At 63.6% G+C, this 23,343-nt stretch carries 21 protein-coding genes; 19 read left to right on the forward strand and 2 right to left on the reverse strand.

Features of this window, described 5'->3' with window-relative positions:
- Positions 1 to 3: 3 nt before the first annotated feature.
- The 19 genes from sdhD (at position 4) to lysS (ending at position 21,179) form a co-directional block, all read left to right on the forward strand.
- The gene (sdhD, locus tag B7X65_RS07200) at positions 4 to 369 is read left to right on the forward strand and encodes a succinate dehydrogenase, hydrophobic membrane anchor protein (protein ID WP_293593616.1); all 366 of its coding nucleotides are present in this window, start codon (positions 4 to 6) and stop codon (positions 367 to 369) included.
- 51 nt (positions 370 to 420) lie between these two features.
- Positions 421 to 2,214 carry a succinate dehydrogenase flavoprotein subunit gene (sdhA, locus tag B7X65_RS07205; protein WP_293593617.1) on the forward strand — a complete coding sequence of 598 codons (1,794 nt, stop codon included), beginning with the start codon at positions 421 to 423 and terminating at the stop codon, positions 2,212 to 2,214.
- Positions 2,215 to 2,245: 31 nt separating this feature from the next.
- Positions 2,246 to 2,950 carry a succinate dehydrogenase iron-sulfur subunit gene (locus B7X65_RS07210; RefSeq protein WP_096698760.1) on the forward strand — a complete coding sequence of 235 codons (705 nt, stop codon included), beginning with the start codon at positions 2,246 to 2,248 and terminating at the stop codon, positions 2,948 to 2,950.
- Positions 2,951 to 3,107: 157 nt separating this feature from the next.
- Entirely contained in the window at positions 3,108 to 3,431 is a 324-nt protein-coding gene (locus B7X65_RS07215; RefSeq protein ID WP_293593618.1) for a succinate dehydrogenase assembly factor 2, read from the forward strand.
- Positions 3,432 to 3,452: 21 nt separating this feature from the next.
- A complete protein-coding gene (gene gltA / locus B7X65_RS07220; protein ID WP_293593619.1) occupies positions 3,453 to 4,763 on the forward strand; it encodes a citrate synthase in 1,311 nt (436 codons plus the stop codon).
- A 95-nt stretch (positions 4,764 to 4,858) separates the two neighbouring features.
- A complete protein-coding gene (locus B7X65_RS07225) occupies positions 4,859 to 5,239 on the forward strand; it encodes a hypothetical protein (RefSeq protein ID WP_293593620.1) in 381 nt (126 codons plus the stop codon).
- Positions 5,240 to 5,435: 196 nt separating this feature from the next.
- Positions 5,436 to 6,380, forward strand: coding sequence for a LysR family transcriptional regulator (locus B7X65_RS07230; protein ID WP_293593621.1), 945 nt, complete (start codon positions 5,436 to 5,438; stop codon positions 6,378 to 6,380).
- Between the two features lie 27 nt (positions 6,381 to 6,407).
- Positions 6,408 to 7,829, forward strand: a complete 1,422-nt coding sequence (gene leuC / locus B7X65_RS07235) for a 3-isopropylmalate dehydratase large subunit (protein WP_293593622.1) — start codon at positions 6,408 to 6,410, stop codon at positions 7,827 to 7,829.
- Positions 7,830 to 7,839: 10 nt separating this feature from the next.
- Positions 7,840 to 8,490 carry a 3-isopropylmalate dehydratase small subunit gene (leuD, locus tag B7X65_RS07240; protein ID WP_293593623.1) on the forward strand — a complete coding sequence of 217 codons (651 nt, stop codon included), beginning with the start codon at positions 7,840 to 7,842 and terminating at the stop codon, positions 8,488 to 8,490.
- A gap of 78 nt (positions 8,491 to 8,568) precedes the next feature.
- Positions 8,569 to 9,639 carry a 3-isopropylmalate dehydrogenase gene (gene leuB, locus B7X65_RS07245; protein WP_293593624.1) on the forward strand — a complete coding sequence of 357 codons (1,071 nt, stop codon included), beginning with the start codon at positions 8,569 to 8,571 and terminating at the stop codon, positions 9,637 to 9,639.
- Between the two features lie 365 nt (positions 9,640 to 10,004).
- Positions 10,005 to 11,144 carry an aspartate-semialdehyde dehydrogenase gene (gene asd, locus B7X65_RS07250; protein WP_293593625.1) on the forward strand — a complete coding sequence of 380 codons (1,140 nt, stop codon included), beginning with the start codon at positions 10,005 to 10,007 and terminating at the stop codon, positions 11,142 to 11,144.
- 251 nt (positions 11,145 to 11,395) lie between these two features.
- On the forward strand, positions 11,396 to 14,038 hold the full coding sequence (locus B7X65_RS07255) for a FimV/HubP family polar landmark protein (protein WP_293593626.1): 2,643 nt from the start codon (positions 11,396 to 11,398) through the stop codon (positions 14,036 to 14,038).
- Positions 14,039 to 14,068: 30 nt separating this feature from the next.
- On the forward strand, positions 14,069 to 14,851 hold the full coding sequence (gene truA / locus B7X65_RS07260) for a tRNA pseudouridine(38-40) synthase TruA (RefSeq protein ID WP_293593627.1): 783 nt from the start codon (positions 14,069 to 14,071) through the stop codon (positions 14,849 to 14,851).
- 2 nt (positions 14,852 to 14,853) lie between these two features.
- Positions 14,854 to 15,573 carry a phosphoribosylanthranilate isomerase gene (locus B7X65_RS07265; protein WP_293594096.1) on the forward strand — a complete coding sequence of 240 codons (720 nt, stop codon included), beginning with the start codon at positions 14,854 to 14,856 and terminating at the stop codon, positions 15,571 to 15,573.
- Positions 15,551 to 16,807: a tryptophan synthase subunit beta gene (gene trpB, locus B7X65_RS07270; protein ID WP_293593628.1), complete on the forward strand. Its 1,257-nt coding sequence runs from the start codon at positions 15,551 to 15,553 to the stop codon at positions 16,805 to 16,807. Before B7X65_RS07265 ends, trpB begins: the two co-directional genes overlap by 23 nt.
- A complete protein-coding gene (gene trpA, locus B7X65_RS07275; protein ID WP_293593629.1) occupies positions 16,804 to 17,637 on the forward strand; it encodes a tryptophan synthase subunit alpha in 834 nt (277 codons plus the stop codon). Before trpB ends, trpA begins: the two co-directional genes overlap by 4 nt.
- An 82-nt stretch (positions 17,638 to 17,719) precedes the next feature.
- Positions 17,720 to 18,592, forward strand: a complete 873-nt coding sequence (gene accD, locus B7X65_RS07280) for an acetyl-CoA carboxylase, carboxyltransferase subunit beta (RefSeq protein ID WP_293593630.1) — start codon at positions 17,720 to 17,722, stop codon at positions 18,590 to 18,592.
- A gap of 242 nt (positions 18,593 to 18,834) precedes the next feature.
- Entirely contained in the window at positions 18,835 to 19,491 is a 657-nt protein-coding gene (locus B7X65_RS07285) for an LON peptidase substrate-binding domain-containing protein (protein WP_293593631.1), read from the forward strand.
- 134 nt (positions 19,492 to 19,625) lie between these two features.
- Entirely contained in the window at positions 19,626 to 21,179 is a 1,554-nt protein-coding gene (gene lysS / locus B7X65_RS07290; protein ID WP_293593632.1) for a lysine--tRNA ligase, read from the forward strand.
- A gap of 196 nt (positions 21,180 to 21,375) precedes the next feature.
- Here the strand turns inward: lysS and B7X65_RS07295 are convergent, their stop codons facing one another.
- Complete coding sequence (locus tag B7X65_RS07295) at positions 21,376 to 21,918, reverse strand: hypothetical protein (protein WP_293593633.1); 543 nt, start codon at positions 21,916 to 21,918, stop codon at positions 21,376 to 21,378.
- A gap of 152 nt (positions 21,919 to 22,070) precedes the next feature.
- Positions 22,071 to 23,291 (reverse strand): patatin-like phospholipase family protein, encoded by a 1,221-nt coding sequence (locus B7X65_RS07300; RefSeq protein WP_293593634.1) that lies wholly within the window; start codon positions 23,289 to 23,291, stop codon positions 22,071 to 22,073.
- Between the last annotated feature and the right edge of the window lie 52 nt (positions 23,292 to 23,343).

Consider the following 23,343-nt stretch of genomic DNA (forward strand, 5'->3'; position numbering starts at 1 on the left):
CCCATGTCTGTGAACTACGGCTCCAAACGCCTCGTTGTCGGCGCGCATTACGGCACCCGTGACTGGCTGGCCCAGCGCGTCACCGCGGCCCTGATGGCCCTTTTTACTATCCTGCTGCTGGCTCAAGTGATCTTCACCAAGGGGCCCCTCGGTTATGACCGCTGGGCCGGTATTTTTTCGTCGCAGTGGATGAAGGTGCTGACCTTTGTCGTGATCCTTGCGCTGCTTTACCACGTATGGGTCGGCATGCGCGACATCTGGATGGACTACGTCAAGCCGGTGTGGCTCAAGCTGTCCCTGGACGTGTTCACGATCGTGTGGCTGGTGGCCTGCGCCGGCTGGGGCATCCAGGTGCTGTGGCGCCTTTGAGCCCCGGAACCGAGCCTCCACTTTTGACGACCGACTTTTGAAAAAGCAATCATGACTGCATCCTCCAAGCTTCCCAAACGCAAATTTGACGTGGTGATCGTCGGGGCCGGCGGCTCCGGCATGCGCGCCTCGCTGCAGCTGGCGCGTGCCGGCCTGAACGTGGCCGTTCTCTCCAAGGTGTTCCCGACGCGCTCGCACACGGTGGCGGCCCAGGGCGGCATCGGTGCCTCGCTCGGCAACATGTCCGAAGACAACTGGCACTACCACTTCTACGACACCGTCAAGGGCTCCGACTGGCTCGGCGACCAGGATGCGATCGAGTACATGTGCCGCGAAGCGCCCAAGGTCGTGTACGACCTCGAGCACATGGGCATGCCTTTCGACCGCAACCCCGACGGCACGATTTACCAGCGCCCTTTCGGCGGCCACACCGCCAACTACGGCGAAAAGCCGGTGCAGCGCGCCTGCGCCGCGGCCGACCGCACCGGTCATGCCATGCTGCACACGCTGTACCAGCAGAACGTCAAGGAAAAAACCAGCTTCTTCGTTGAATGGCTGGCCATGGACCTGATCCGTGATGCCGCCGGCGACGTCGTTGGCGTGACCGCCATCGAGATGGAAACCGGCGACGTGCACATCTTCGAAGCCAAGACCACGCTGCTGGCCACCGGCGGCGCCGGTCGCATTTTTGCCGCATCGACCAACGCCTTCATCAACACCGGCGACGGCCTGGGCATGGCTGCGCGCGCCGGCATTCCGCTCGAAGACATGGAGTTCTGGCAGTTTCACCCGACCGGCGTGCATGGCGCCGGCGTGTTGCTGACCGAAGGCTGCCGCGGCGAAGGCGCGATCCTGCGCAACAGCAACGGCGAGCGTTTCATGGAGCGTTACGCACCGGCCTACAAGGACCTGGCACCACGCGACTATGTCTCGCGCTGCATGGACCAGGAAATCAAGGAAGGCCGCGGCTGCGGTCCGAACAAGGACTACATCAACCTCGACATGACCCACCTGGGCGCCGAGACCATCATGAAGCGCCTGCCTTCGGTGTTCGAGATCGGCCACAACTTCGCCAACGTGGACATCACCAAGGAACCGATTCCCGTGGTGCCCACCATCCACTACCAGATGGGCGGCATTCCGACCAACATCCACGGTCAGGTGGTCACCCAGGACGCCGACAACAAGAGCCAGGTTGTCAACGGCCTGTACGCGGTCGGTGAATGCGCCTGCGTCAGCGTGCACGGCGCGAACCGCCTGGGCACCAACTCGCTGCTGGACCTGCTGGTGTTCGGCCGCGCCGCCGGCAACCACATCGTCGAGTTCAACAAGACCACCGCCCACAAGTCCCTGCCTGCCGACGCCGCCGACGCCACGCTGGCGCGCATCGCCCGCCTGGACAACGCGACGGACGGCGAATACGCCCAGGACGTGGCCAACGACATCCGTGCAGCCATGCAGCAGCATGCCGGCGTGTTCCGCACCCAGGCCATCATGGATGCCGGTGTCGCCAAGATCGCCGAACTGCGCAAGCGCGTGAGCAACATCGGCCTGAAGGACAAGTCGAAAATCTTCAACACCGCACGCATCGAGGCGCTGGAAGTCGAAAACCTGATCGAGGCGGCGCAGGCCACCATCGTTTCGGCCGCGGCCCGCCACGAAAGCCGCGGCGCGCATTCGGTGGACGATTACGGCGACACGCCGGAACACCCGAACGGCCGCAACGACACCGACTGGCACAAGCACACCCTGTGGTACAGCGAAGGCAGCCGCCTGGCCTACAAACCGGTGCAGATGAAGCCCCTGACGGTCGACTCCGTGCCGCTCACCGTGCGCAGCTTCTAAGCCCAAGCCAACAAGATCAGCGAGAACCTCCATGTCCAAACGCACTTTCCAGATTTACCGCTACGACCCCGACACCGACGCCAAGCCCTACATGCAGACCATCGAGGTCGAGCTCGACGGCAGCGAACGCATGTTGCTGGACGCGCTGATGAAACTCAAGGCGCAGGACCCGACCATTTCCTTCCGCCGCTCCTGCCGCGAAGGCGTGTGCGGTTCGGACGCGATGAACATCAACGGCAAGAACGGCCTGGCCTGCCTGACCAACATGCGCACCTTGCCGGGCACCATCGTGCTCAAGCCGCTGCCCGGCCTGCCGGTGGTGCGCGACCTGATCGTCGACATGACGGACTTCTTCAAGCAGTACAACTCGATCAAGCCTTACCTGATCAACGACAACGTGCCGCCTGAAAAAGAGCGCCTGCAGAGCCCCGAGGAACGCGACGAACTCAACGGCCTGTACGAGTGCATCCTGTGCGCGAGCTGCTCGACGTCCTGCCCCAGCTTCTGGTGGAACCCGGACAAGTTTGTCGGCCCGGCCGGCCTGCTGCAGGCCTACCGTTTCATTGCGGACAGCCGCGATGAAGCCACCGCCGACCGCCTGGACAACCTCGAAGACCCCTACCGCCTGTTCCGCTGCCACACCATCATGAACTGCGTCGATGTCTGCCCCAAGGGTCTGAACCCCAGCAAGGCCATCGGCAAGATCAAGGAAATGATGGTCCTGCGCACGGTCTAAAAATATGGCCCCCACGCTCGTCGCTTCGCGTACTTCGCTGCCCCCCGGGGGGGCGCTGCGCCTGCGGCCCGGCAAAGCCGGTTCCGCGGCCCCGGCTGGTGAAGACAGAGGTCCCGCGCCCATCGCTTCGCTCGGCAGCGAAACCTCCAGCTGAACCATGCAGACAACCGACGAACTGCTTGGCGAACGGGCCCTGAGCAAACTCAAATGGCGTTGCCGCCGGGGCTTGCTGGAAAACGACCTGCTGATCGAAAAGTTCTTCCGGCGCCACGAAGCCACCCTGACCGTCAGCCAGGCCCAAGGCCTGAATGATTTAATGGATTTGTCTGACAACGACTTGCTGGACCTTCTGCTAAAACGAAAAGAGCCCAGCCAGCTTTCTGAAGCGGACGCGCAGGTAAGTGCATCTACTTACGAGGCCATGCAGGTCTTAAACTTGATTCGCGCCGCAGCCACAGCCCCCGTGACTGACCCCTTTTGATTTGACAAGAAAGACGCAAAAATGAAGCTAGCTGACAACAAAGCCACCCTCTCCTTCAGCAATGGCAGCCCCAGTGTTGATTTGCCGGTGTACCACGGCAGCGTGGGTCCCGACGTCGTCGACATCCGCAAGCTGTATGCACAGACCGGCATGTTCACCTACGATCCGGGCTTCCTGTCCACCGCGTCCTGCCAGTCGGCCATCACCTATATCGACGGCGACAAGGGTGAGCTGCTGTACCGCGGCTACCCGATCGAGCAGCTGGCCACCAACTGCGACTACATGGAAACCTGCCATCTGCTGCTTTACGGCGAACTGCCCAAGGCCGACCAGAAAAAGGAATTTGTCAGCCGTGTGACCAACCACACCATGGTCAACGAGCAGATGCAGTTTTTCCTGCGCGGCTTCCGCCGTGACGCGCATCCGATGGCCATCATGACCGGCCTGGTCGGCGCCCTGTCGGCCTTCTACCATGACAGCACCGACATCAACAATCCCGAGCACCGCGAGATTGCCGCGATCCGCCTGATCGCCAAGATGCCGACCCTGGTCGCCATGGCCTACAAGTACACCATGGGCCAGCCCTACATGTACCCCAAGAACAACCTGAGCTACGCCGGCAACTTCCTGCACATGATGTTTGCCACGCCATGCGAGGAGTACAAGGTCAACCCGGTGCTCGAACGTGCGCTGGACCGCATCTTCATCCTGCATGCCGACCATGAGCAGAACGCCTCCACGTCCACCGTTCGCCTGTGCGGCTCGTCCGGCACCAACCCGTTTGCAGCAATTGCAGCCGGTGTTGCCTGCCTCTGGGGCCCGGCCCACGGCGGCGCCAACGAAGCGGCCCTCAACATGCTGGGCGACATCCAGAAGAACGGCGGCATCGAGAACATCGGCGAGTTCATCAAGCAGGTCAAGGACAAGAACTCCGGCGTCAAGCTCATGGGTTTTGGCCACCGCGTGTACAAGAACTACGACCCGCGCGCCAAGCTGATGCAGGAAACCTGCAAGGAAGTGCTGCAGGAAATGGGTCTGGAAAACGACCCGCTGTTCAAGCTGGCCATGGCGCTGGAAAAGATTGCCCTGGAAGACGAATACTTCGTTTCGCGCAAGCTCTACCCCAACGTCGACTTCTATTCCGGCATCGTGCAGCGCGCCATCGGCATCCCCGTGCCGCTGTTCACCGCGATCTTCGCGCTGGCCCGCACGGTCGGCTGGATCGCCCAGCTCAACGAGATGATCGGCGACCCCGAGTACAAGATCGGCCGTCCGCGCCAGCTGTTCAACGGTTCCGTCCAGCGCGACGTCAAGCCGATCAACGCACGCTGATCCGCCTGTACGCCTGACATCCAGCCCGCCCGTGGCAACATGGGCGGGCTTTTTTGCGGCCCTGGCCACATGAAGACCACTTGAGGAGTTCACCCTTGACATTCATCCAGACTGCCGCTGAACTGCGTGCGGCCATCGCCCGCCCCACCGCGCCTCGCGCCTGCGACTGCGCACTGGGCGCCTGCGCCGGCTGGGAGAGCCTGGCCGAGTACCGCTGGGAAGCCAAGCAGATGAGCCTGATCGCCACCTTGCGCGACCCCACCGTGGACGAACCCACCCTGGAAGAAAAACACCCCCGAGGCACCCGTTACGACTCGCCCGATGCCCCGGTGGCCGTCGGCTTTTTCCCCTACAACCGCTGCGAGGTCTGGCACTGCGGCCGCTGCGAGCGGCACCTGCTGCGTTACACCGAGTTCGGCGGCTACAACGTGGACCACCGGGTGCGGGCGCTCGATCCCGGCGGGATCATCGACTGATTGCTATCAATTAAATAGCTGCTTGCGCCCGTCCCCGCTGGGCTGGAGGCCAAAAACACCTGAAAGCCTCCCCGCGGACGGCCGCGCCTGCCCCAGCCAGCGGGCAAGCCAGTCATCGCATTCCGCGATGACAGAGCCCGAACAAAGCGGTCAAAATAGGCAAACATCGTGAACCACGATGACTTTGACCCCTTTGATGAGCAGCTCAGAACGCAATTTCGCCCGCCGCATGGACCTCACGTCGCTGCAATTGTTTGTGGCCGTGTGTGAGCTTGGCAGCATCGGCAAGGCGGCGGAGCGGGAATTCATTGCCGCGTCGGCCGTCAGCAAACGCCTGTCCGACCTCGAAGCCGCGCTCGACACCCCGCTGCTGTACCGCCACACGCGCGGCGTGGACCTGACGCCGGCCGGCCAGAGCCTGCTGCACCATGCCCGTTCGGTGCTGTTCAGCCTCGAGAAAATGCAGGGCGAACTCAGCGAATACGCGGCCGGCGTGCGCGGCCATGTGCGTGTGCATGCCAGCATCTCGGCCATCGTACAGTTCCTGCCGGAAGACCTGGGCACCTTCATCAGCCAGCATCCGGAGGTCAAGATCGACCTCGAGGAGCACCTGAGCACGGAAGTCGTGCGCGCGGTGCAGGAAGGCGCGGCCGATCTCGGCATCTGCAACACGGCCGACGGCATCGGCAAGTTGCAGACCCTGCCCTACCGCCAGGACCGCCTCGTGATGATCGTGCCGCGCGGCCATGTGCTGGGCACGCGGGACAGCATCGCCTTTGCGGACAGCCTCGACTTCGACCATGTCGGCCTGCATTCGAACAGCTCGATCTACCTGGCCATGCGCGATGCCGCGGCGCAGGCCGGCCGCACGATCAAGCTGCGCATCCACGTGACCGGGCTGGACGCAATGTGCCGCATGATCCACAACGGCCTGGGCGTCGGCGTGATGCCGCAGCGGGCGTTCGAACTGATGCACGGCGTCGGCGAACTCGAATCGGTCGCGCTGACCGATGCCTGGGCGTCGCGCCAGATAGCCCTGGTGGCACGCGATTTTTCCAGCCTGCCCGTCACCGCTCGCCTGTTGGTCGACCACCTCACTGCGCGTGCGGTGACCCCGGACGGCGCACCCCTCCCCCCTTAAAATCGACAGACCACGAAGGAAAAACACATGGGACGCACCCTTTACGACAAGATCTGGGACGAACACGTCGTCCACACCGAGGAAGACGGCACAGCCATCCTCTACATCGACCGGCACCTGGTGCACGAGGTGACCAGCCCGCAGGCCTTCGAGGGCCTGCGCGAAGCCGGCCGCAAGGTCTGGCGCATCAGCTCCATCGTCGCCACCGCCGACCACAACACGCCGACCACCGGCTGGGAGCTCGGCTATGACGGCATCACCGACCTGGTCAGCAAGGAACAGATCACCACGCTGGACAGCAACATCGCCGAGTTCGGTGCGGCCGCCTACTTCCCCTTCCTGTCCAAACGCCAGGGCATCGTGCATGTGATGGGGCCCGAGACCGGCGCCACCCTGCCCGGCATGACCGTGGTCTGCGGCGACTCGCACACCTCGACCCACGGCGCGTTTGGCGCACTGGCGCACGGCATTGGCACGAGCGAAGTCGAACACGTGATGGCCACGCAGACCCTGCTCGCCAAAAAAGCAAAAAACATGCTGGTCCGCGTGGACGGCATGCTGGCCCCGGGCCTGACCGGCAAGGACATCGTGCTGGCGATCATTGGAAAAATCGGCACCGCGGGAGGCACCGGCTACACGATTGAATTCGGCGGCGCGGCGATACGCGCGCTGAGCATGGAAGGCCGCATGACGGTCTGCAACATGGCCATCGAAGCCGGTGCCAGAGCCGGCTTGGTGGCGGTGGATGCCAAGACCATCGCCTACGTCAAGGGAAAGCCGTTGGCACCCACCGGCGTCGAGTGGGAGCAGGCGGCGCAGTACTGGAGCACGCTGCAGTCCGATGCCGATGCCGTGTTCGACACCGTGGTGCAGCTCGACGCGAGCCAGATCCGGCCGCAGGTCACCTGGGGCACCTCGCCCGAGATGGTGCTGTCCATCGACGACCGCGTGCCCGACCCGGACAAGGAAAAAGACGCGAACAAGCGCGACGCCATCGAACGCGCCCTGACCTACATGGGCCTGCAGCCCGGCAAGGCTATCAACGACATCCTGGTCGACAAGGTCTTCATCGGCTCGTGCACCAACAGCCGCATCGAGGACATGCGCGAAGCGGCCGCCATCCTCCAGAAAATCGGCAAGAAGGTCGCCGGCAACGTCAAGCTCGCGCTGGTCGTGCCTGGCTCCGGCCTGGTCAAGGAACAGGCCGAGCGCGAAGGCCTGGACAAGATTTTTGTCGCCGCAGGCTTTGAGTGGCGCGAGCCCGGCTGCTCCATGTGCCTGGCGATGAACGCCGACCGGCTCGAGCCGGGCGAGCGTTGCGCCTCGACGTCCAACCGCAACTTCGAAGGCCGGCAGGGCGCTGGCGGCCGCACCCACCTGGTGAGCCCGGCGATGGCCGCTGCCGCTGCGGTACACGGCCACTTCGTCGATATCCGCAAATTCTCCTGAGAGTCACATCATGCAGAAATTCACCGTACACAAAGGCCTGGTCGCTCCGATGGACCGCGAGAACGTCGATACCGACGCGATCATCCCCAAGCAGTTTCTCAAGTCCATCCGCAAGACCGGCTTCGGCCCCAACCTGTTTGACGCCTGGCGCTACCTGGACCCCGGCTTTCCGGGCCAGGACCCGGCCACACGCAGGCCGAACCCGGACTTCGTGCTGAACCAGCCGCGCTACAAAGGCGCGTCCATCCTGCTGGCGCGCAAGAACTTCGGTTGCGGCTCCTCGCGCGAGCACGCACCCTGGGCGCTGGACCAGTACGGCTTTCGCGCCATCATCGCGCCCAGCTACGCCGACATCTTTTTCAACAACAGCTTCAAGAACGGCCTGCTGCCCATCGTGCTCAGCGAGGCGCAGGTCAGCCAGCTGTTCGACGAGGCGCTGGCTTTCCCCGGCTACCAGCTCACCATCGACCTGGAGCGCCAGGTGGTGATCAGGCCGCAAGGCGAAGAAATTCCTTTCGAGGTGCAGGCCTTCAAGAAATTCTGCCTGCTCGGCGGTTACGACGACATCGGCCTGACCCTGCGCCAGAGCGACAAGATCAAGGCGTTTGAAGCCGAACGCCTGGCGACAAAGCCCTGGCTGGCGCACACCCTGATCGCCTGATCTCCCTGTTTTTATATGTAAAAAGTGCCTGCATCCCTTATGGGACGTGCGCCAACAGCTATCAATAAAAGAGCAACCATGAAAATCGCAATTCTTCCCGGTGACGGCATCGGCACCGAAATCGTCGCCGAGGCCGTCAAGGTCCTGGGCGCACTGGACCTGGCATTTGAAACGGAAACTGCACTGGTGGGCGGCGCCGCCTACGAAGCACACGGCCATCCGCTGCCCGACGCCACCCTGAAACTTGCACAAGCCTCGGACGCGGTGTTGTTCGGCGCCGTCGGCGACTGGAAGTACGACAAGCTCGACCGCCCCCTGCGCCCCGAGCAGGCCATCCTGGGCCTGCGCAAGAACATGGGCCTGTTCGCCAACTTCCGCCCAGCCATCTGTTATCCGCAGCTGGTGGATGCCTCCAGCCTGAAGCGCGAACTGGTGTCCGGCCTGGACATCCTGATCATCCGCGAGCTGACCGGCGACATCTACTTCGGCCAGCCGCGCGGACGGCGTACCGCCGTGGACGGCCACTTCCCCGGCAGCGAGGAAGCGTTTGACACCATGCGTTATTCGCGCCCCGAGATCGAACGCATCGCCCATGTCGCCTTCCAGGCGGCACGCAAGCGCGGCAGCCGCGTGACCAGCGTGGACAAGGCCAATGTGCTGGAAACCTTCCAGTTCTGGAAAGACATCGTCACCGAGGTCGGTTTGCAGTACCCCGACGTCGCGCTGGACCACATGTATGTGGACAACGCCGCCATGCAGCTGGTCAAGGCGCCCAAGAAATTCGACGTGGTGGTCACCGGCAACATGTTCGGCGACATCCTGTCCGACGCGGCCGCCATGCTGACCGGCAGCATCGGCATGTTGCCCTCGGCCAGCCTGAACACGAAAAACCAGGGCCTGTACGAACCCAGCCACGGAAGCGCGCCGGACATCGCCGGCAAGGGCGTGGCCAATCCGCTGGCAACGATTTTGAGCGCGGCCATGATGCTGCGTTTCAGTCTGAACCAGCCGGAAGCCGCCGCACGGATTGAAAAAGCCGTGGACGCGGTGTTGACGCAAGGCCTGCGCACGCCCGACATCTACAGCGAAGGCACGACCAAGGTCGGCACGGTGCAGATGGGCGACGCGGTGGTCAAAGCCTTGAAATAGAGCCCCACGGTCGCTCACTGCGTGTAGCTCCCTGCCCCCGAGGGGCCGCTGCGCCTGCGGCCCGGCGAAGCCGGTTCCGCGGCCCCTGCTTGACTTTGTGTCCGTGGTAATCAGCTGACAGGTTTTCATCGCACACGGCGTTTGTCATCGAAGTCGGGCGCGCCCTGGTTACAATAGCTCCATGCGCAAAAACCCCGCACTCATCCGCCTCATCGCCGCTTCGCGCGCGATCAGCGCTGCGCCGGTTTTTGCCCAGACCACCAAAACGACCACCATTAAAGGCTGACAAGCCTGGTTCGTCGTGCCCTGCCGGCTCGATGAGCCGGGCCGAAAAGCTTCATTTTTGACTTTTTGAAGGGCGCATCATGAAACTCAAGGGCAATCTCACAGGACTCGTCGGCTGGCGCGGCATGGTCGGCTCGGTGCTGATCGACCGCATGCAGGCCGAAGGCGACTTCGACCTGATCGAGCCGGTCTTCTTTTCGACCTCGAACGCCGGCGGCAAAGCCCCGGCGCAGGCAAAAAACGAAACCACGCTGAAAGATGCCTACGACATCGCGGCCCTTCAGCGCTGCGACGTGATCATCACCGCCCAGGGCGGCGACTACACCTCCGAGGTCTACCCCAAGCTGCGCGCGGCCGGCTGGACCGGCCACTGGATTGATGCCGCATCGACCCTGCGCATGAACGACGACGCCATCATCGTGCTGGACCCGGTCAACCTGCCGGTGATCCAGAACGCGCTGGCCAAGGGCGGCAAGAACTGGATTGGCGGCAACTGCACGGTCAGTTGCATGCTCATGGGTGTGGGCGCGCTGTACAAGGCCGGCCTGGTCGAGTGGATGACTTCCATGACCTATCAGGCCGCCTCCGGCGGCGGTGCACAGCACATGCGTGAGTTGCTGACCCAGTTCGGCACACTCAACGGTGAAGTCCGGGCGCTGCTGGACGACCCGAAATCGGCCATTCTCGAAATCGACCGCCGCGTGCTGGCCAAACAGCAATCGCTGTCGTCCGCAGAAACTGCGAACTTCGGCGTGCCGCTGGGCGGCAGCCTGATCCCCTGGATCGACAAGGACCTCGGCAACGGCATGAGCAAGGAAGAATGGAAGGGCGGCGCCGAAACCAACAAAATCCTGGGCCAGGGCGCCAGCTTCGGCACCGCCGAAACGCCGGTAGATGGTTTTTGCGTGCGCATCGGCGCCATGCGTTGCCACAGCCAGGCGCTGACCTTCAAGCTCAAGAAAGACGTGCCGCTGGCCGACATCGAGGCCATGATCGCGGCCGACAACGAGTGGGTCAGGGTGGTACCCAACACCCGCGAAGCCAGCATCACCGACCTGACACCGGTCGCCGTGACCGGCACCATGACCATTCCGGTCGGCCGTCTGCGCAAGCTGGCCATGGGGCCGGATTACCTGGGCGCCTTCACGGTCGGCGACCAGTTGTTGTGGGGTGCGGCAGAGCCCTTGCGCCGCATGCTGCGCATCCTGCTGCAGGCCTGAAATCAGGAGGGAGTGGCTGGTGATGCCCGGCCACCATCCGTAACCACTTGTGACGGCCCGTTGTCGTCAGGCAACATCTGGAAGTTGTAAGTTGATGCTAACCCCGGGTGTCAAAACTTAAGTGCTGTCTTAGCTTGTCAGCCTAATGCCTTGATGTTAATGTTGTTTTGTCGAAAATTAGCGTTGAGGTTTTTGTGCGGACCAGCAGAATAAAATTTAATGCAACCCGGGCACCGGAGGCTCCAATTCCCATGAATCAACCCGTCCGTTGGCGCATGGGAGCCGTGGCGGCTGCCATGGCTGTTTTGGGTAGCATCGCCACCTTGCCGGCACATGCTTTGGGGCTGGGCCGGGTCATCGTCCAGTCCGCCTTGGGCGAACCACTGCGGGCAGAAATCGAAATCGTCGAAATCAGTGCCGACGAAGCAGCATCCCTGCGGGCCAGCGTCGCCAATGCCGATGCCTTCAAGGCCGCCGGACTGGAATACACCGCCGCAGTTGCCAATGTCCAGATCAGCCTGCAGCGCCGCACCGATGGCCGGTCTTTCCTGCGCCTGAGCAGCGACAGGCCCGTCAGCGAACCTTTTGTCGACCTGATCCTAGAAGCCCGTTGGGCATCCGGACGCATCGTGCGTGACTACACGATGCTGTTCGATCCACCGAATCTGCGCCAGGCCGCCGCGCCTGCCATGCCGGCCCCGACCGCACCCGTCATTTCGCGGCCTGCCGCCCCGCCTCCGGTGGCAGCCTTGCCGGCTCCACCGCGGCCGGCCGTCGCGGCGACACCGTCGGCCCCTCCGTCCAGGCCGGCCCCGGTGGCCAAGGCGCCCACGCCGCAGCCGGCACCCGCCGAACGGCCAGCCTCCGCGGATGGCCAGAAAATTGTTGTCAAACCTGGCGATACAGCCGGAAAAATTGCGGCGCAGGCCAAACCGGCCAGCGTGTCGCTGGACCAGATGCTGGTCGCGCTGCTGCGCAGCAACCCCGATGCCTTCATAGGCGGCAACGTCAACCGCCTCAAAGCCGGTGCCGTGCTGGATATCCCGGCTGGCGACCAGGCGGAATACATCCCCGCCGGCGAGGCCACCCGGACCATTGTTGCGCAGAGCAAGGACTTCAACGAGTTCCGCCGCAAACTGGCCGAAGGCGCCCCGACGACCCAGGTTGCCGGTGCAGACCGCAAGGCCGCAGGCCAGGTCCAGGCCAAGGTCGAGGACAAGACGCCTGCCGCCGCAACGCCTGACAAACTGACCCTCTCCAAAGGTGCGGTCCAGAGCAAGGCAGCGGCCGAAGAAAAAATCGCGCAGGAACGCCAGGCCAAGGAAGCGGCCGCACGCGTGGCCGAGCTGTCGAAAAATATCAGCGACCTGAACAAGCTGACCAGTGCGCCTGCAGCGCCAGCCGCTCCGGCGACGCCCGCCACGCCTCCCGTTGCTCCTGCGGCAACCACCCCTGCAGCGCCGGGACTGGCCGTGGCAACACCGGCGGCCGTATCCGCTGCACCCGGCGCATTGTCTGCTGCAGTCCCTGCGGCTTCCGCCGCTGCCGCGAGTCCCGCCAGCGCGGCCGTGCCACCCGCAGCCACTGCCAGCGCCACCGCCCCAGTGATTGCAGCGGCCCCGGCGCCGGTGAAAAAACCGGTCGTGATTCCTCCTCCGCCACCGGAGCCGAGCCTGATCGACGAACTGCTCGACAACCCGCTGATGCTGGCTGGCGGCGCTGCCCTGCTGGTGCTTCTGGCAGCCTTCGGCGTGTACCGCTCCCGTCAGCGCAAAAATGCTGTCTCGGTCGACAGCTCCTTCCTTGAAAGTCGCCTGCAGCCCGATTCCTTCTTCGGCGCCAGCGGCGGCCAGCGCATAGACACCAATGAGGCCAACGTCACAGGCTCGTCGATGGTGTATTCACCGAGCCAGCTCGATGCCGCCGGCGATGTGGATCCGGTGGCTGAAGCCGATGTTTACCTGGCTTACGGTCGTGACCTCCAAGCCGAGGAAATCCTCAAGGAAGCCATCCGTGTGACCCCCACACGTGTGGCCATCCATGCGAAGCTGATGGAGATCTACGCCAAACGCCGCGACACCAAGGCTTTTGAAATGGTGGCGAACGAAGCGTTCAACCTGACCCGGGGCCAGGGTGTTGAATGGGCGCACATGGCTGAAATGGGCCGTGAGCTGGACCCTGCCAACCCCATGTACCAACCCGGTGGACAACCTGGGGCCACAGCCGCAAGCAGCAGCATGGCCGTTGCCGGCGCCACCGCCGCAGGATTGACCGCACCGACTGTGGCCCAGGCCGCCAGCCCGGCGCCAGAGCCGGCGGCTGCGGCCGTGGATTTCGACCTGGACCTTGATTTCTCGCTGGACGACGAACCCGCCGCACCCGTAGCCGTTGCGACGCCGGTCCCCGTGGCACCGGTTCAACCCGTTCTGGCCATGCCGGCTGCGGCGCCCGCGCCCGCCGACAACAGCCTGGACTTCAGTTCCGCAACAGTGTCCATGCCTGCTGCGGCACCGGCACCGGCTCCGGCGAAAGCCGATGCCCCCGTCGCCTCGCCCGTAGCAGGGAACAGCCTGGACTTCTCCACCGAAGCGGCCACCGTGAACACAGGTGCCGCAGATCTGGACACCTCTGGCGGCATGCTTGAGTTTGATATGGGCGCCCTGTCGCTCGATCTCGACAGCCCGACCACGGAAAGCCAGAAAATCACCGCCGCCAGCGAGCTCACGCCGTCGGTAGACAGTGACGACCCGCTGGAAACCAAGTTTGCACTGGCCGAAGAGTTCCGCGCGATTGGCGATGTCGATGGCGCACGCTCGCTGGCCGAGGAAGTGCTGGCGCAATCGAGCGGCTCGCTCAAAAGCAAGGCCCAGGCATTTCTTAACGCCCTGGCCTGACCCCTTGCACCTTTCCCCTGAGGGCTGCCCGTGAGGATCGCTCTGGGACTGAGCTACAGCGGCACCGCTTACGAGGGCTGGCAAAGCCAGCTCTCGGGCAACACGGTGCAGGACCGGCTGGAAAAGGCGCTGGGCAAGTTCGCCGCCCAGCCTTTGCGCACCCTGTGTGCCGGGCGCACCGACGCCGGGGTTCACGCCCTGATGCAGGTGGTTCATTTCGACACCTCCTTGCAGCGCGAGCTGCCGTCCTGGGTGCGCGGCACCAACGCTTTTTTGCCCCGCGATATCGCCGTGCAATGGGCGCGTGAGGTGCCTGCCGAGTTTCATTGCCGCGGCAGCGCAATCAGCCGTCGCTATGCCTACGTGTTGCTGGAGTCGCCGGTGCGCCCCAGTGTCGAGGTCGGCCGTGTCGGCTGGGTCTACCGGCCGATGGACGCGGCAGCCATACGCGCAGCCATCGTCCACCTGCTGGGTGAACACGACTTCAGCTCCTTCCGCGCGGCACAGTGCCAGGCGAAGTCGCCGGTCAAAACCATCAGCCGCATCGAGATTTCGCAACGGGCAGGCTACTGGCGCTTCGAGTTTGAAGCGAATGCCTTTTTGCACCACATGATCCGCAACATCATGGGTTGCCTGGTCGCCGTCGGACAGGGCCAGCATCCACCCGACTGGCTCGCCGAGGTGCTGGCCGCACGCCGCCGGGACGTGGCCGCCCCCACGTTTTCGCCCGACGGCCTGTACTTCCTGGGGCCCCGGTATGACCCTGGTTACGGCCTGCCCGAGCGCACCGCGGCTTATGATTGGTTGCCATGACCATGCACAGGACTCGTATCAAGATCTGCGGCCTCACGCGTGAAGAGGACGTGGACGCCGCCGTGGCCGCCGGCGCCGATGCCGTGGGGTTTGTCATGTACGCGCCCAGCCCGCGCAGCGTCAGCGCTGAACGCGCCGCCGAGCTGGCCCGCCGCCTGCCGCCTTTTGTCACCCCGGTCCTGCTTTTCGTCAATGCAGATGCTCCTGAAATCATAGCTGCCTGCGCCCGTGTACCAATGGCTTTACTTCAATTTCATGGTGATGAAACGCCGGAAACCTGCCTGCGGGCCGGGCGTCCCTTCCTGCGCGCGGCACGTATTCCCCTGGAGGAAAACCCCGCCGAGGGGAGTGCCGCTTTTGATCTCGTAAAATACGCGGAAGACTTCAAGGCCGCCCAGGCCATCCTGCTCGACGCCCATGTCGACGGATTCGGGGGCGGCGGAAAAACATTCAATTGGTCACTTCTTCCTCCAAGCGTCAACGCTCACCTCGTTTTGTCTGGTGGACTCACACCTGCAAATGTGACCGATGGCATTTTGCAAGTGCGGCCGCGTTGTAAGACGCTGGCCGTCGATGTCAGTTCGGGCGTCGAGATTTCCGCTACCGGAGGGGCCACCCTCAAGGGAATCAAAAGCGCCGACAAGATCCATCAGTTCGTCGCAGCCGTTCGTGCCGCCGACGACTTACTTGCAGAAAACCATGTACACCTACCAGCAACCTGACCCAACCGGTCACTTCGGGATTTACGGCGGCAGTTTCGTCTCTGAAACGCTGACCCATGCGATCAATGAGCTGAAAGACGCTTACGCAAAATACCAGCACGACCCGGCCTTCCTCGCGGAATTCCACTACGAGCTCAAGCATTTCGTCGGCCGCCCCTCCCCGATCTACCATGCCGCCCGCATGAGCCGCGAGCAGGGTGGCGCGCAGATCTACCTCAAGCGCGAAGACCTCAACCACACCGGCGCGCACAAGATCAACAACACCATCGGCCAGGCCATGCTGGCCCGGCGCATGGGCAAGCCGCGCATCATCGCCGAAACCGGCGCCGGCCAGCACGGCGTGGCCACGGCCACCATCTGCGCGCGTTACGGCCTCGAATGTGTGGTCTACATGGGCAGCGAGGACGTCAAGCGCCAGAGCCCCAACGTCTACCGCATGAAGCTGCTGGGCGCCACCGTGGTGCCGGTCGAGTCAGGCAGCAAGACCCTGAAAGACGCACTCAACGAAGCCATGCGCGACTGGGTCGCCAATGTGGACAACACCTTCTACATCATTGGCACGGTCGCCGGCCCGCACCCCTACCCGATGATGGTGCGCGATTTCCAGAGCGTGATCGGCGAGGAGTGCCTGACCCAGATGCCGGAAATGACCAGCGGCAAACAGCCTGACGCGGTGATTGCCTGTGTCGGCGGCGGCAGCAACGCCATGGGCATTTTCCACCCCTATATCTCGCATGAGAAAACACGCCTGATCGGCGTCGAGGCGGCCGGTGAAGGCATGGACAGCGGCAAACACTCGGCCTCGCTGCAGCGCGGCAGCCCGGGCGTGCTGCATGGCAACCGCACCTATGTGCTGCAGAACGAGGACGGCCAGGTCACCGAGACCCACAGCATCAGCGCCGGCCTGGATTACCCCGGTGTCGGCCCCGAACACGCGTTTCTGAAAGACATCGGCCGCGCCGAATATGTAGGCATCACCGACAAGGAAGCGCTGTCGGCCTTTCATTACCTGTGCCGCACCGAAGGCATCATTCCCGCGCTGGAGTCCAGCCACGCCGTGGCCTACGCGATGAAACTCGCCAGTACCATGCGCAGCGACCAGTCCATCCTGGTCAACCTGTCAGGCCGTGGTGACAAGGACATCGGCACCGTGGCCGACCTGTCGGGCGCGGATTTTTACGACCGGCCCTCGATGCGCGGCCACACCGTCAAGGGAAGTGGAACACCATCATGAGCCGTATTGCCACAACTTTTGAAGCGCTCAAGGCGCAAAACCGCAAGGCTTTGATCCCCTACGTCACGGGCGGCTTCCCGTTTGCCGACATCACGCCCGATCTCATGCACGGCATGGTGGCCGGCGGCGCAGACGTCATTGAGCTTGGCGTGCCCTTTTCCGATCCGAGTGCCGACGGCCCGGTGATCCAGAAAGCCGGCGACCAGGCGCTCGCCATGGGCATTGGCCTGGCGCAGGTGCTGGAGATGGTTCGCCTCTTTCGCCAGAAAGACAGCAAGACACCGGTGGTGCTGATGGGTTACGCCAACCCGATCGAAGCCTATGACCTCAAACGCGGCAAGGACGCCTTTGTGCGCGACGCCTCGGCGGCCGGTGTGGACGGCGTGCTGGTGGTGGACTACCCGCCCGAAGAATGTGTGGCCTTTGCCGCCACCCTGCGCGCCCACGAGATGGACCTGATCTTCCTGCTGGCGCCAACCTCCACGCCGGAACGCATGGCGCAGGTCGCCCAGGTGGCCAGTGGGTATGTGTACTACGTGTCGCTCAAGGGCGTGACCGGGGCCGGCACGCTGGACCTGGGTGCGGTGGAGGCCATGCTGCCGCGCATACGCCAACACGTCAGCATCCCGGTCGGTGTGGGCTTCGGCATCCGCGACGCCGCCACGGCCAGGGCCATCGGCCGGGTCGCCGACGCGGTGGTCATCGGCAGCCGCATCATCCAGCTGATCACCGACCAGCCGCGCGCGCAAGTGGTGCCCCTGGTGCGTGATTTCCTGGCCGATGTCCGGCAGGCGCTGGACGCGCCGGCCGGGCCCGGAGACAGCGCATAATCCCCTTTCTTTTCCGGTTTTACCCCTGCGAGCGGCCTGCGCCGTCCGGGGGCACCACCCCACAAGGACATAAGGACCCATCATGTCTTGGCTAGAAAAACTCCTCCCGCCGAAAATCAGCCCGACCAACCCGACCGAGCGCCGCAGCGTGCCCGAAGGCCTGTGGGTCAAGTGCCCCAGCTGTGAAGCCGTGCTCTACAAGACGGACCTGGAAAAAAACCAGAACGTCTGCCCGCAGTGCAGCCACCACCACCGCATGGACGCGCGGGCCCGGCTGGACTCGTTTCTGGACCCGGAAGGCCGTTATGAAATCGGGCAGGAAGTGCTGCCGGTCGATCCGCTCAAGTTCAAGGACAGCCGCAAATACCCCGAGCGCCTGAAAGAAGCGCTGGAAAACACCGGCGAAACCGACGCCCTGATCGTCATGGGCGGCGCGGTGCACAGCATCGGCGTGGTGGTGGCCTGCTTCGAGTTCGACTTCATGGGCGGCAGCATGGGCAGCGTGGTCGGCGAGCGTTTTGTGCGTGGTGTGCATGCCGCGATCGAGCAGAAAGTGCCCTTCATCTGCTTTACCGCCACCGGCGGCGCACGCATGCAGGAGGGCCTGCTGAGCCTGATGCAGATGGCCAAGACCAATGCCTCGCTGACCCGCCTGGCCAAAAAAGGCCTGCCCTACATCAGCGTGCTGACCGACCCGACCATGGGCGGGGTGAGTGCCGGCTTCGCGTTTGTCGGCGACATCGTGATTGCCGAACCGAAAGCGCTGATCGGTTTTGCCGGCCCGCGTGTCATCGAGTCCACCGTGCGCGTGACCCTGCCCGAAGGCTTCCAGCGCGCCGAGTTCCTGCAGACCAAGGGGGCGGTGGATTTCATCTGCGACCGGCGTGAACTGCGCAAGACCGTGGCGAACTCACTGGCCATGCTGCTGCGCCAGCCGGCGGACGCCGTCGCCTGAGGCCACGGCAGCCACGGGCGTCGGCCCGGCAGGGCTTCACTCTCAAATTGATAGCTGCCGGCGCCCTGTGGAAAAGGGCTGGAGGCTGTTTTCATGAATGACAACGCGCCCAGCCGGTCCGGGCCCTGTCTACCCGTCGGCAAACCACTTGGCACGAATAGCCCGGCGGGCACCAAAGCCCGCACATGGGGAAACAGGATCGTGGGAAGATAGTGCTTCACAGAAATTCCCCCGCCTGATCGATGTCTGACGTGCTCACCCTCTCCTCGCTGCCGCTGTTCCCGCTGGGCACGGTGCTTTACCCCGGTGGCCTGCTGCCGCTGCGGATTTTCGAGGTGCGTTACCTCGACATGATCGGCAAATGCCACAAGACCGGCGCGCCCTTCGGCGTGGTGGCGCTGACCCAGGGCTCCGAAGTGCGCAAGCCCGAGGACGGGCCCAGCGGCGATGGTTTTGCCAGCGAGGCCTTCTACAACGTCGGCACGCTGGCCACCATCACCAGCTTTTCGGTGCCGCAACCGGGCCTGATGGTGATTCGTTGCAGCGGCACGCAGCGTTTCGAGATTTCCAGCCGCGAAAAGCTCAAACACGGCCTGTGGATCGCCGACGTGACGCGGCTGGACGACGACCAGGCCATCCCGGTACCCGAAGACTTGCGCGGCACGGCCAATGCGCTGGGCAAGCTGATCCGCAGCCTGCAGGAGCGCGGCGTGCCAGCGGACCAGATGCCGCTGGAGCCGCCCTACCGGCTCGACGACTGCGGCTGGGTGGCCAACCGCTGGTGCGAACTGCTGCCCATGCCGCTGGAGCTCAAGCAGCGCCTGATGGAGCTGGACAACCCGCTGGTGCGGCTGGAACTGGTCAGCGACATCCTCGAAAAAACCGGTATCGCGATGTAGCCCCCAGGCCGCCCCCGGTGCGGGCGGCAACGCAGCCTAAAATCAGGGGTTTGGCACTTTGCCCGGTCCCGCCGGTTTTTCCGGCCTGCCGCCCTGTGCGCCCGGCCTGCCCTCTTTCTTCGAGAACCTTTTTCATGTCCAACACCATCACCAGCCCCGCCGCCGCGCCCGCGCATGACGAGAACCAGCTCATGGCCGAGCGCCGCGAAAAGCTCAAGGTCATGCGTCAGCACCAGGCCGACGGCAAGGGCGTGGCCTTCCCGAACGACGTCAAGCCGGAACACCGGGCCGAAGCCCTGTTTGCGCAGTACGACGACAAGACCAAGGAAGAGCTGGTGCCGCTGGCCGTCAACGTCAGCGTGGCCGGCCGCATGATGCTCAAGCGCGTGATGGGCAAGGCCAGTTTTGCCACGCTGCAGGACGCGTCGTTCGGCCCTTCCGGCGGGCGCATCCAGGTGTACATCAACAACGAAGGCGTGGGTGAAGAGGTTCATAACGCCTTCAAGCACTGGGACCTGGGCGACATCGTGGCCGCGACCGGTACGCTGTTCAAGACCAAGACCGGCGAGCTGTCGATCCACGCCACCAGCATCCGCCTGATCACCAAAAGCCTGCGGCCGCTGCCCGACAAGTTCCACGGCGTGGCCGACCAGGAGGTCAAATACCGCCAGCGATATGTGGACCTGATCACCGACGAAGCCGCGCGCAAACGTTTTGCCGCCCGCAGCAAGGCCGTCTCGGCCATGCGCAACTTCATGGTGGACAACGATTTTCTCGAAGTCGAAACACCCATGCTGCACCCGATTCCGGGTGGCGCGAATGCCAAGCCGTTTGTGACGCACCACAACGCACTGGACCAGCAGATGTTTTTGCGCATTGCGCCCGAGCTTTACCTCAAACGCCTGATCGTCGGCGGCTTTGAGCGCGTGTTCGAGATCAACCGCAGCTTTCGCAACGAAGGCATCAGCGTGCGGCACAACCCCGAGTTCACGATGATGGAGTTCTACGCCGCCTGGTGGAACTACGAAGACCTGATGAGCTTCACCGAAGACCTGATCCGCCACGTCGCCACCCGGGTGACTGGCGGCACGCAATTGAGCTACCAGGGCCGGCCGGTGGACCTGGGCCAGCCGTTTGAACGCCTGACCATCCGCGAAGCCATCCTCAAACACACCGACGCCGGCGCCCATGTGGACGACGCCGCCTGGCTGCTGGCCGCCCTGAAAAAACTCGGCAAATTCAGCGCCAAGGACAGGCTCGATGCCCGCTCGCTGCCCAGCCTGCAGGTGACTTATTTTGAAGAGCTGGTCGAGGAAAAACTCTGGCAGCCCACCTTCATCATGGAGCACCCGACCGAGATCTCGCCACTGGCCCGCGCCAACGATGCACGGCCCGAGGTGACCGAGCGCTTTGAGCTCTACATCACCGGCCGCGAGTTCGGCAACGGCTTCAGCGAGCTCAACGACGCTGAAGACCAGGCCGCGCGTTTTCTCGCCCAGTCAGACGCCAAGGACGGCGGCGACGAGGAAGCCATGCATTACGACGCCGACTATGTGCGCGCGCTGGAGTACGGCATGCCACCCACCGGCGGCTGCGGCATCGGCATCGACCGCCTGATGATGCTGCTGACCGACAGCGCCAGCATCCGCGACGTCATTTTGTTCCCGGCGCTGCGACACGAGGCTTGAGGTTTGGTCTGACATTCCGCCTTGGATCGGCGGGTGCTATACATGCTTCAGTATCTAACGTCGGAGTTGACCGGCGCGCAGCGGCATTGCGCCGCGAGGCGTACGCTCAACAGCACGCATTGCTGCGCAATGCTGTTGCGTGTCTGCGTCGAACGACCTGTTAGACGGCAACGCTCTACTCGCTGATAGTCCGGCGTTAGCCATCCACATCGTCCTTTCCCTTCGAAACGACTTCCCGGTCCCACCATCCTGCTAGATGAGCATGAAACGCAAGGCCTAGGACCACTGCGCAAAATGCGGAGAATGCGAAGGCATACGCAGCCTCGGGAGCGAGATACCAAGCGATACCGCCCGTGGCAGCGAACATTCCCACGCCAGCAACGACATAAAGCGTCGAAGTTAAGGCTATAACAAACTTGCTGCGAAGGTGACGGTAGCTTTGCTTCCCCAGGAAAATGTAGTACTCAAAGACCGAGCCGATCAGAAGCCAAGCTGGTAGTGCGATTGAAGCAGCGTAGACGGCGACCTTCAGAGCTGGATCCTTGGCGCCCACTTGGGCGAGACCTGCCAAGATGGCGAGACAAGCTGCCGCCCCGCCATAACCGAGATTTCGGAGCAACGTCATTCTCTCCGCGCTGGAGTAGCGGCGGATACGTTGTGTCAGCAGATCCGACTTTCGCATGGACATCTGTTCTTGCCGCCTAACTTTGATATATCCCGCAAAACTGTGGAATAACATGGCCACCAGTCAGAGAACACCGGCGACTCTGGTTCAAAAAAGTGTTTGAAAGCATAGGCTTATCTCACTATACAGCATCAAACCGGCAGTTAACCCAAGCGGGACGGGCGCCACCAGCTATCAAAATGATAGTAACCACGTCCACCCAAGCTCTACAGCAACCCGGCCCCCGGCAGAAAAACCGGCGGCGGCTCAGGTGGCGGCGGTTCGATCTGTGCCGGCTCCGCCTTTTCCACCGGCATGCGCAGGTCATCCAGGTAATCGCGCGCGATGTTGACTGTGCTTTTCACGCCGAGTGCGTCGAAGCGTTTGGCCAGCCACTCTTTGCCGCAGACGATGCCCAGGTCGCGCAGCGAATGAATCAGGCTCTTGTCCGTCGATGACTTGCTGGCGGCAGTGAATTTTTCCAGCGCCTGGCCGCCGTCGATGCGGTGCATCAGCACGTCCTTGTAATGCGCGGGGTCCAGCTTGCCTTCGGCGAGCAGGCGCTTGACGAAATCGACCGCTCGCATTTCGGCAATCAGCGCGGCGTTGAAGGTGATCTCGGTCATGCGGTCCATGATCTCGCCGGGTTTGGTCGGCAGGGTGTTGCGCTGGATCGGGTTGATCTGCACCAGCACGATGTCGCGGCTCTCGCAGCGGTAGATCAGCGGGTGAATCGCCGGGTTGCCCGAATAACCGCCGTCCCAGAAGTGGTCGCCGTCAATCTCCACCGCCTGAAACACCATGGGCAGGCAGGCCGAGGCCATGACGGCACTGGCGGTCAGCCGCTTGCCGCAAAACACCTCGGCCTTGCCGCTGCTCACGCGCGTGGCCACCACAAACACCTGGGGCGTGTCGGGGTCGGCCGCCGCCGCGAGGCGCTCAAAGTCCACCTGCTTTTCCAGGAAGTCTTTCAGCGGGTTGATGTCGAAGGGGTTGCGCTGGTAGGGCGAGAGCGCATTCGACCAGTAGCGTGTCATGGCGTCGGTCCACAGCTTGCTGGACCAGTTGCCGCCGCCCATCAGGCCGAACAGGATGCCGAACGGCGCCTGCTGAATCTTGCTGACCGATTGCGAGAGCGAGGACGACAGCGCGCCCATGTCGACAATGCCGTTCCAGAAACTGTCCAGCGCTTCGCGTGCCGCGTCGTGCCGCGCAGCCCGGGGTTTGCCTTCGGAGCGGGCAAAGCCATGGGCCAGCGCCACCGCGTTCATGGCGCCGGCGCTGGTACCGCTGATGCCTTCGAAGGCTATGCGGCCGTCGTCCAGCAGGGCGTCGAGCACGCCCCAGGTGAAGGCGCCGTGCGAGCCGCCGCCCTGCAGCGCCAGGTTGATGCGCGGCGTCACGGTGTCGGGCACGTCAGCAGGGTCCGGGGCGGCGGGCAGGTTCATGCCACAAGCTTAGCAAGAATCGGACGCGGGACTAAAATCGCGCATTGCCTCC

The organism is Polaromonas sp. 39-63-25, from assembly GCF_002278925.1.
In the GTDB taxonomy this organism is placed as follows: Bacteria; Pseudomonadota; Gammaproteobacteria; order Burkholderiales; family Burkholderiaceae_C; genus Polaromonas.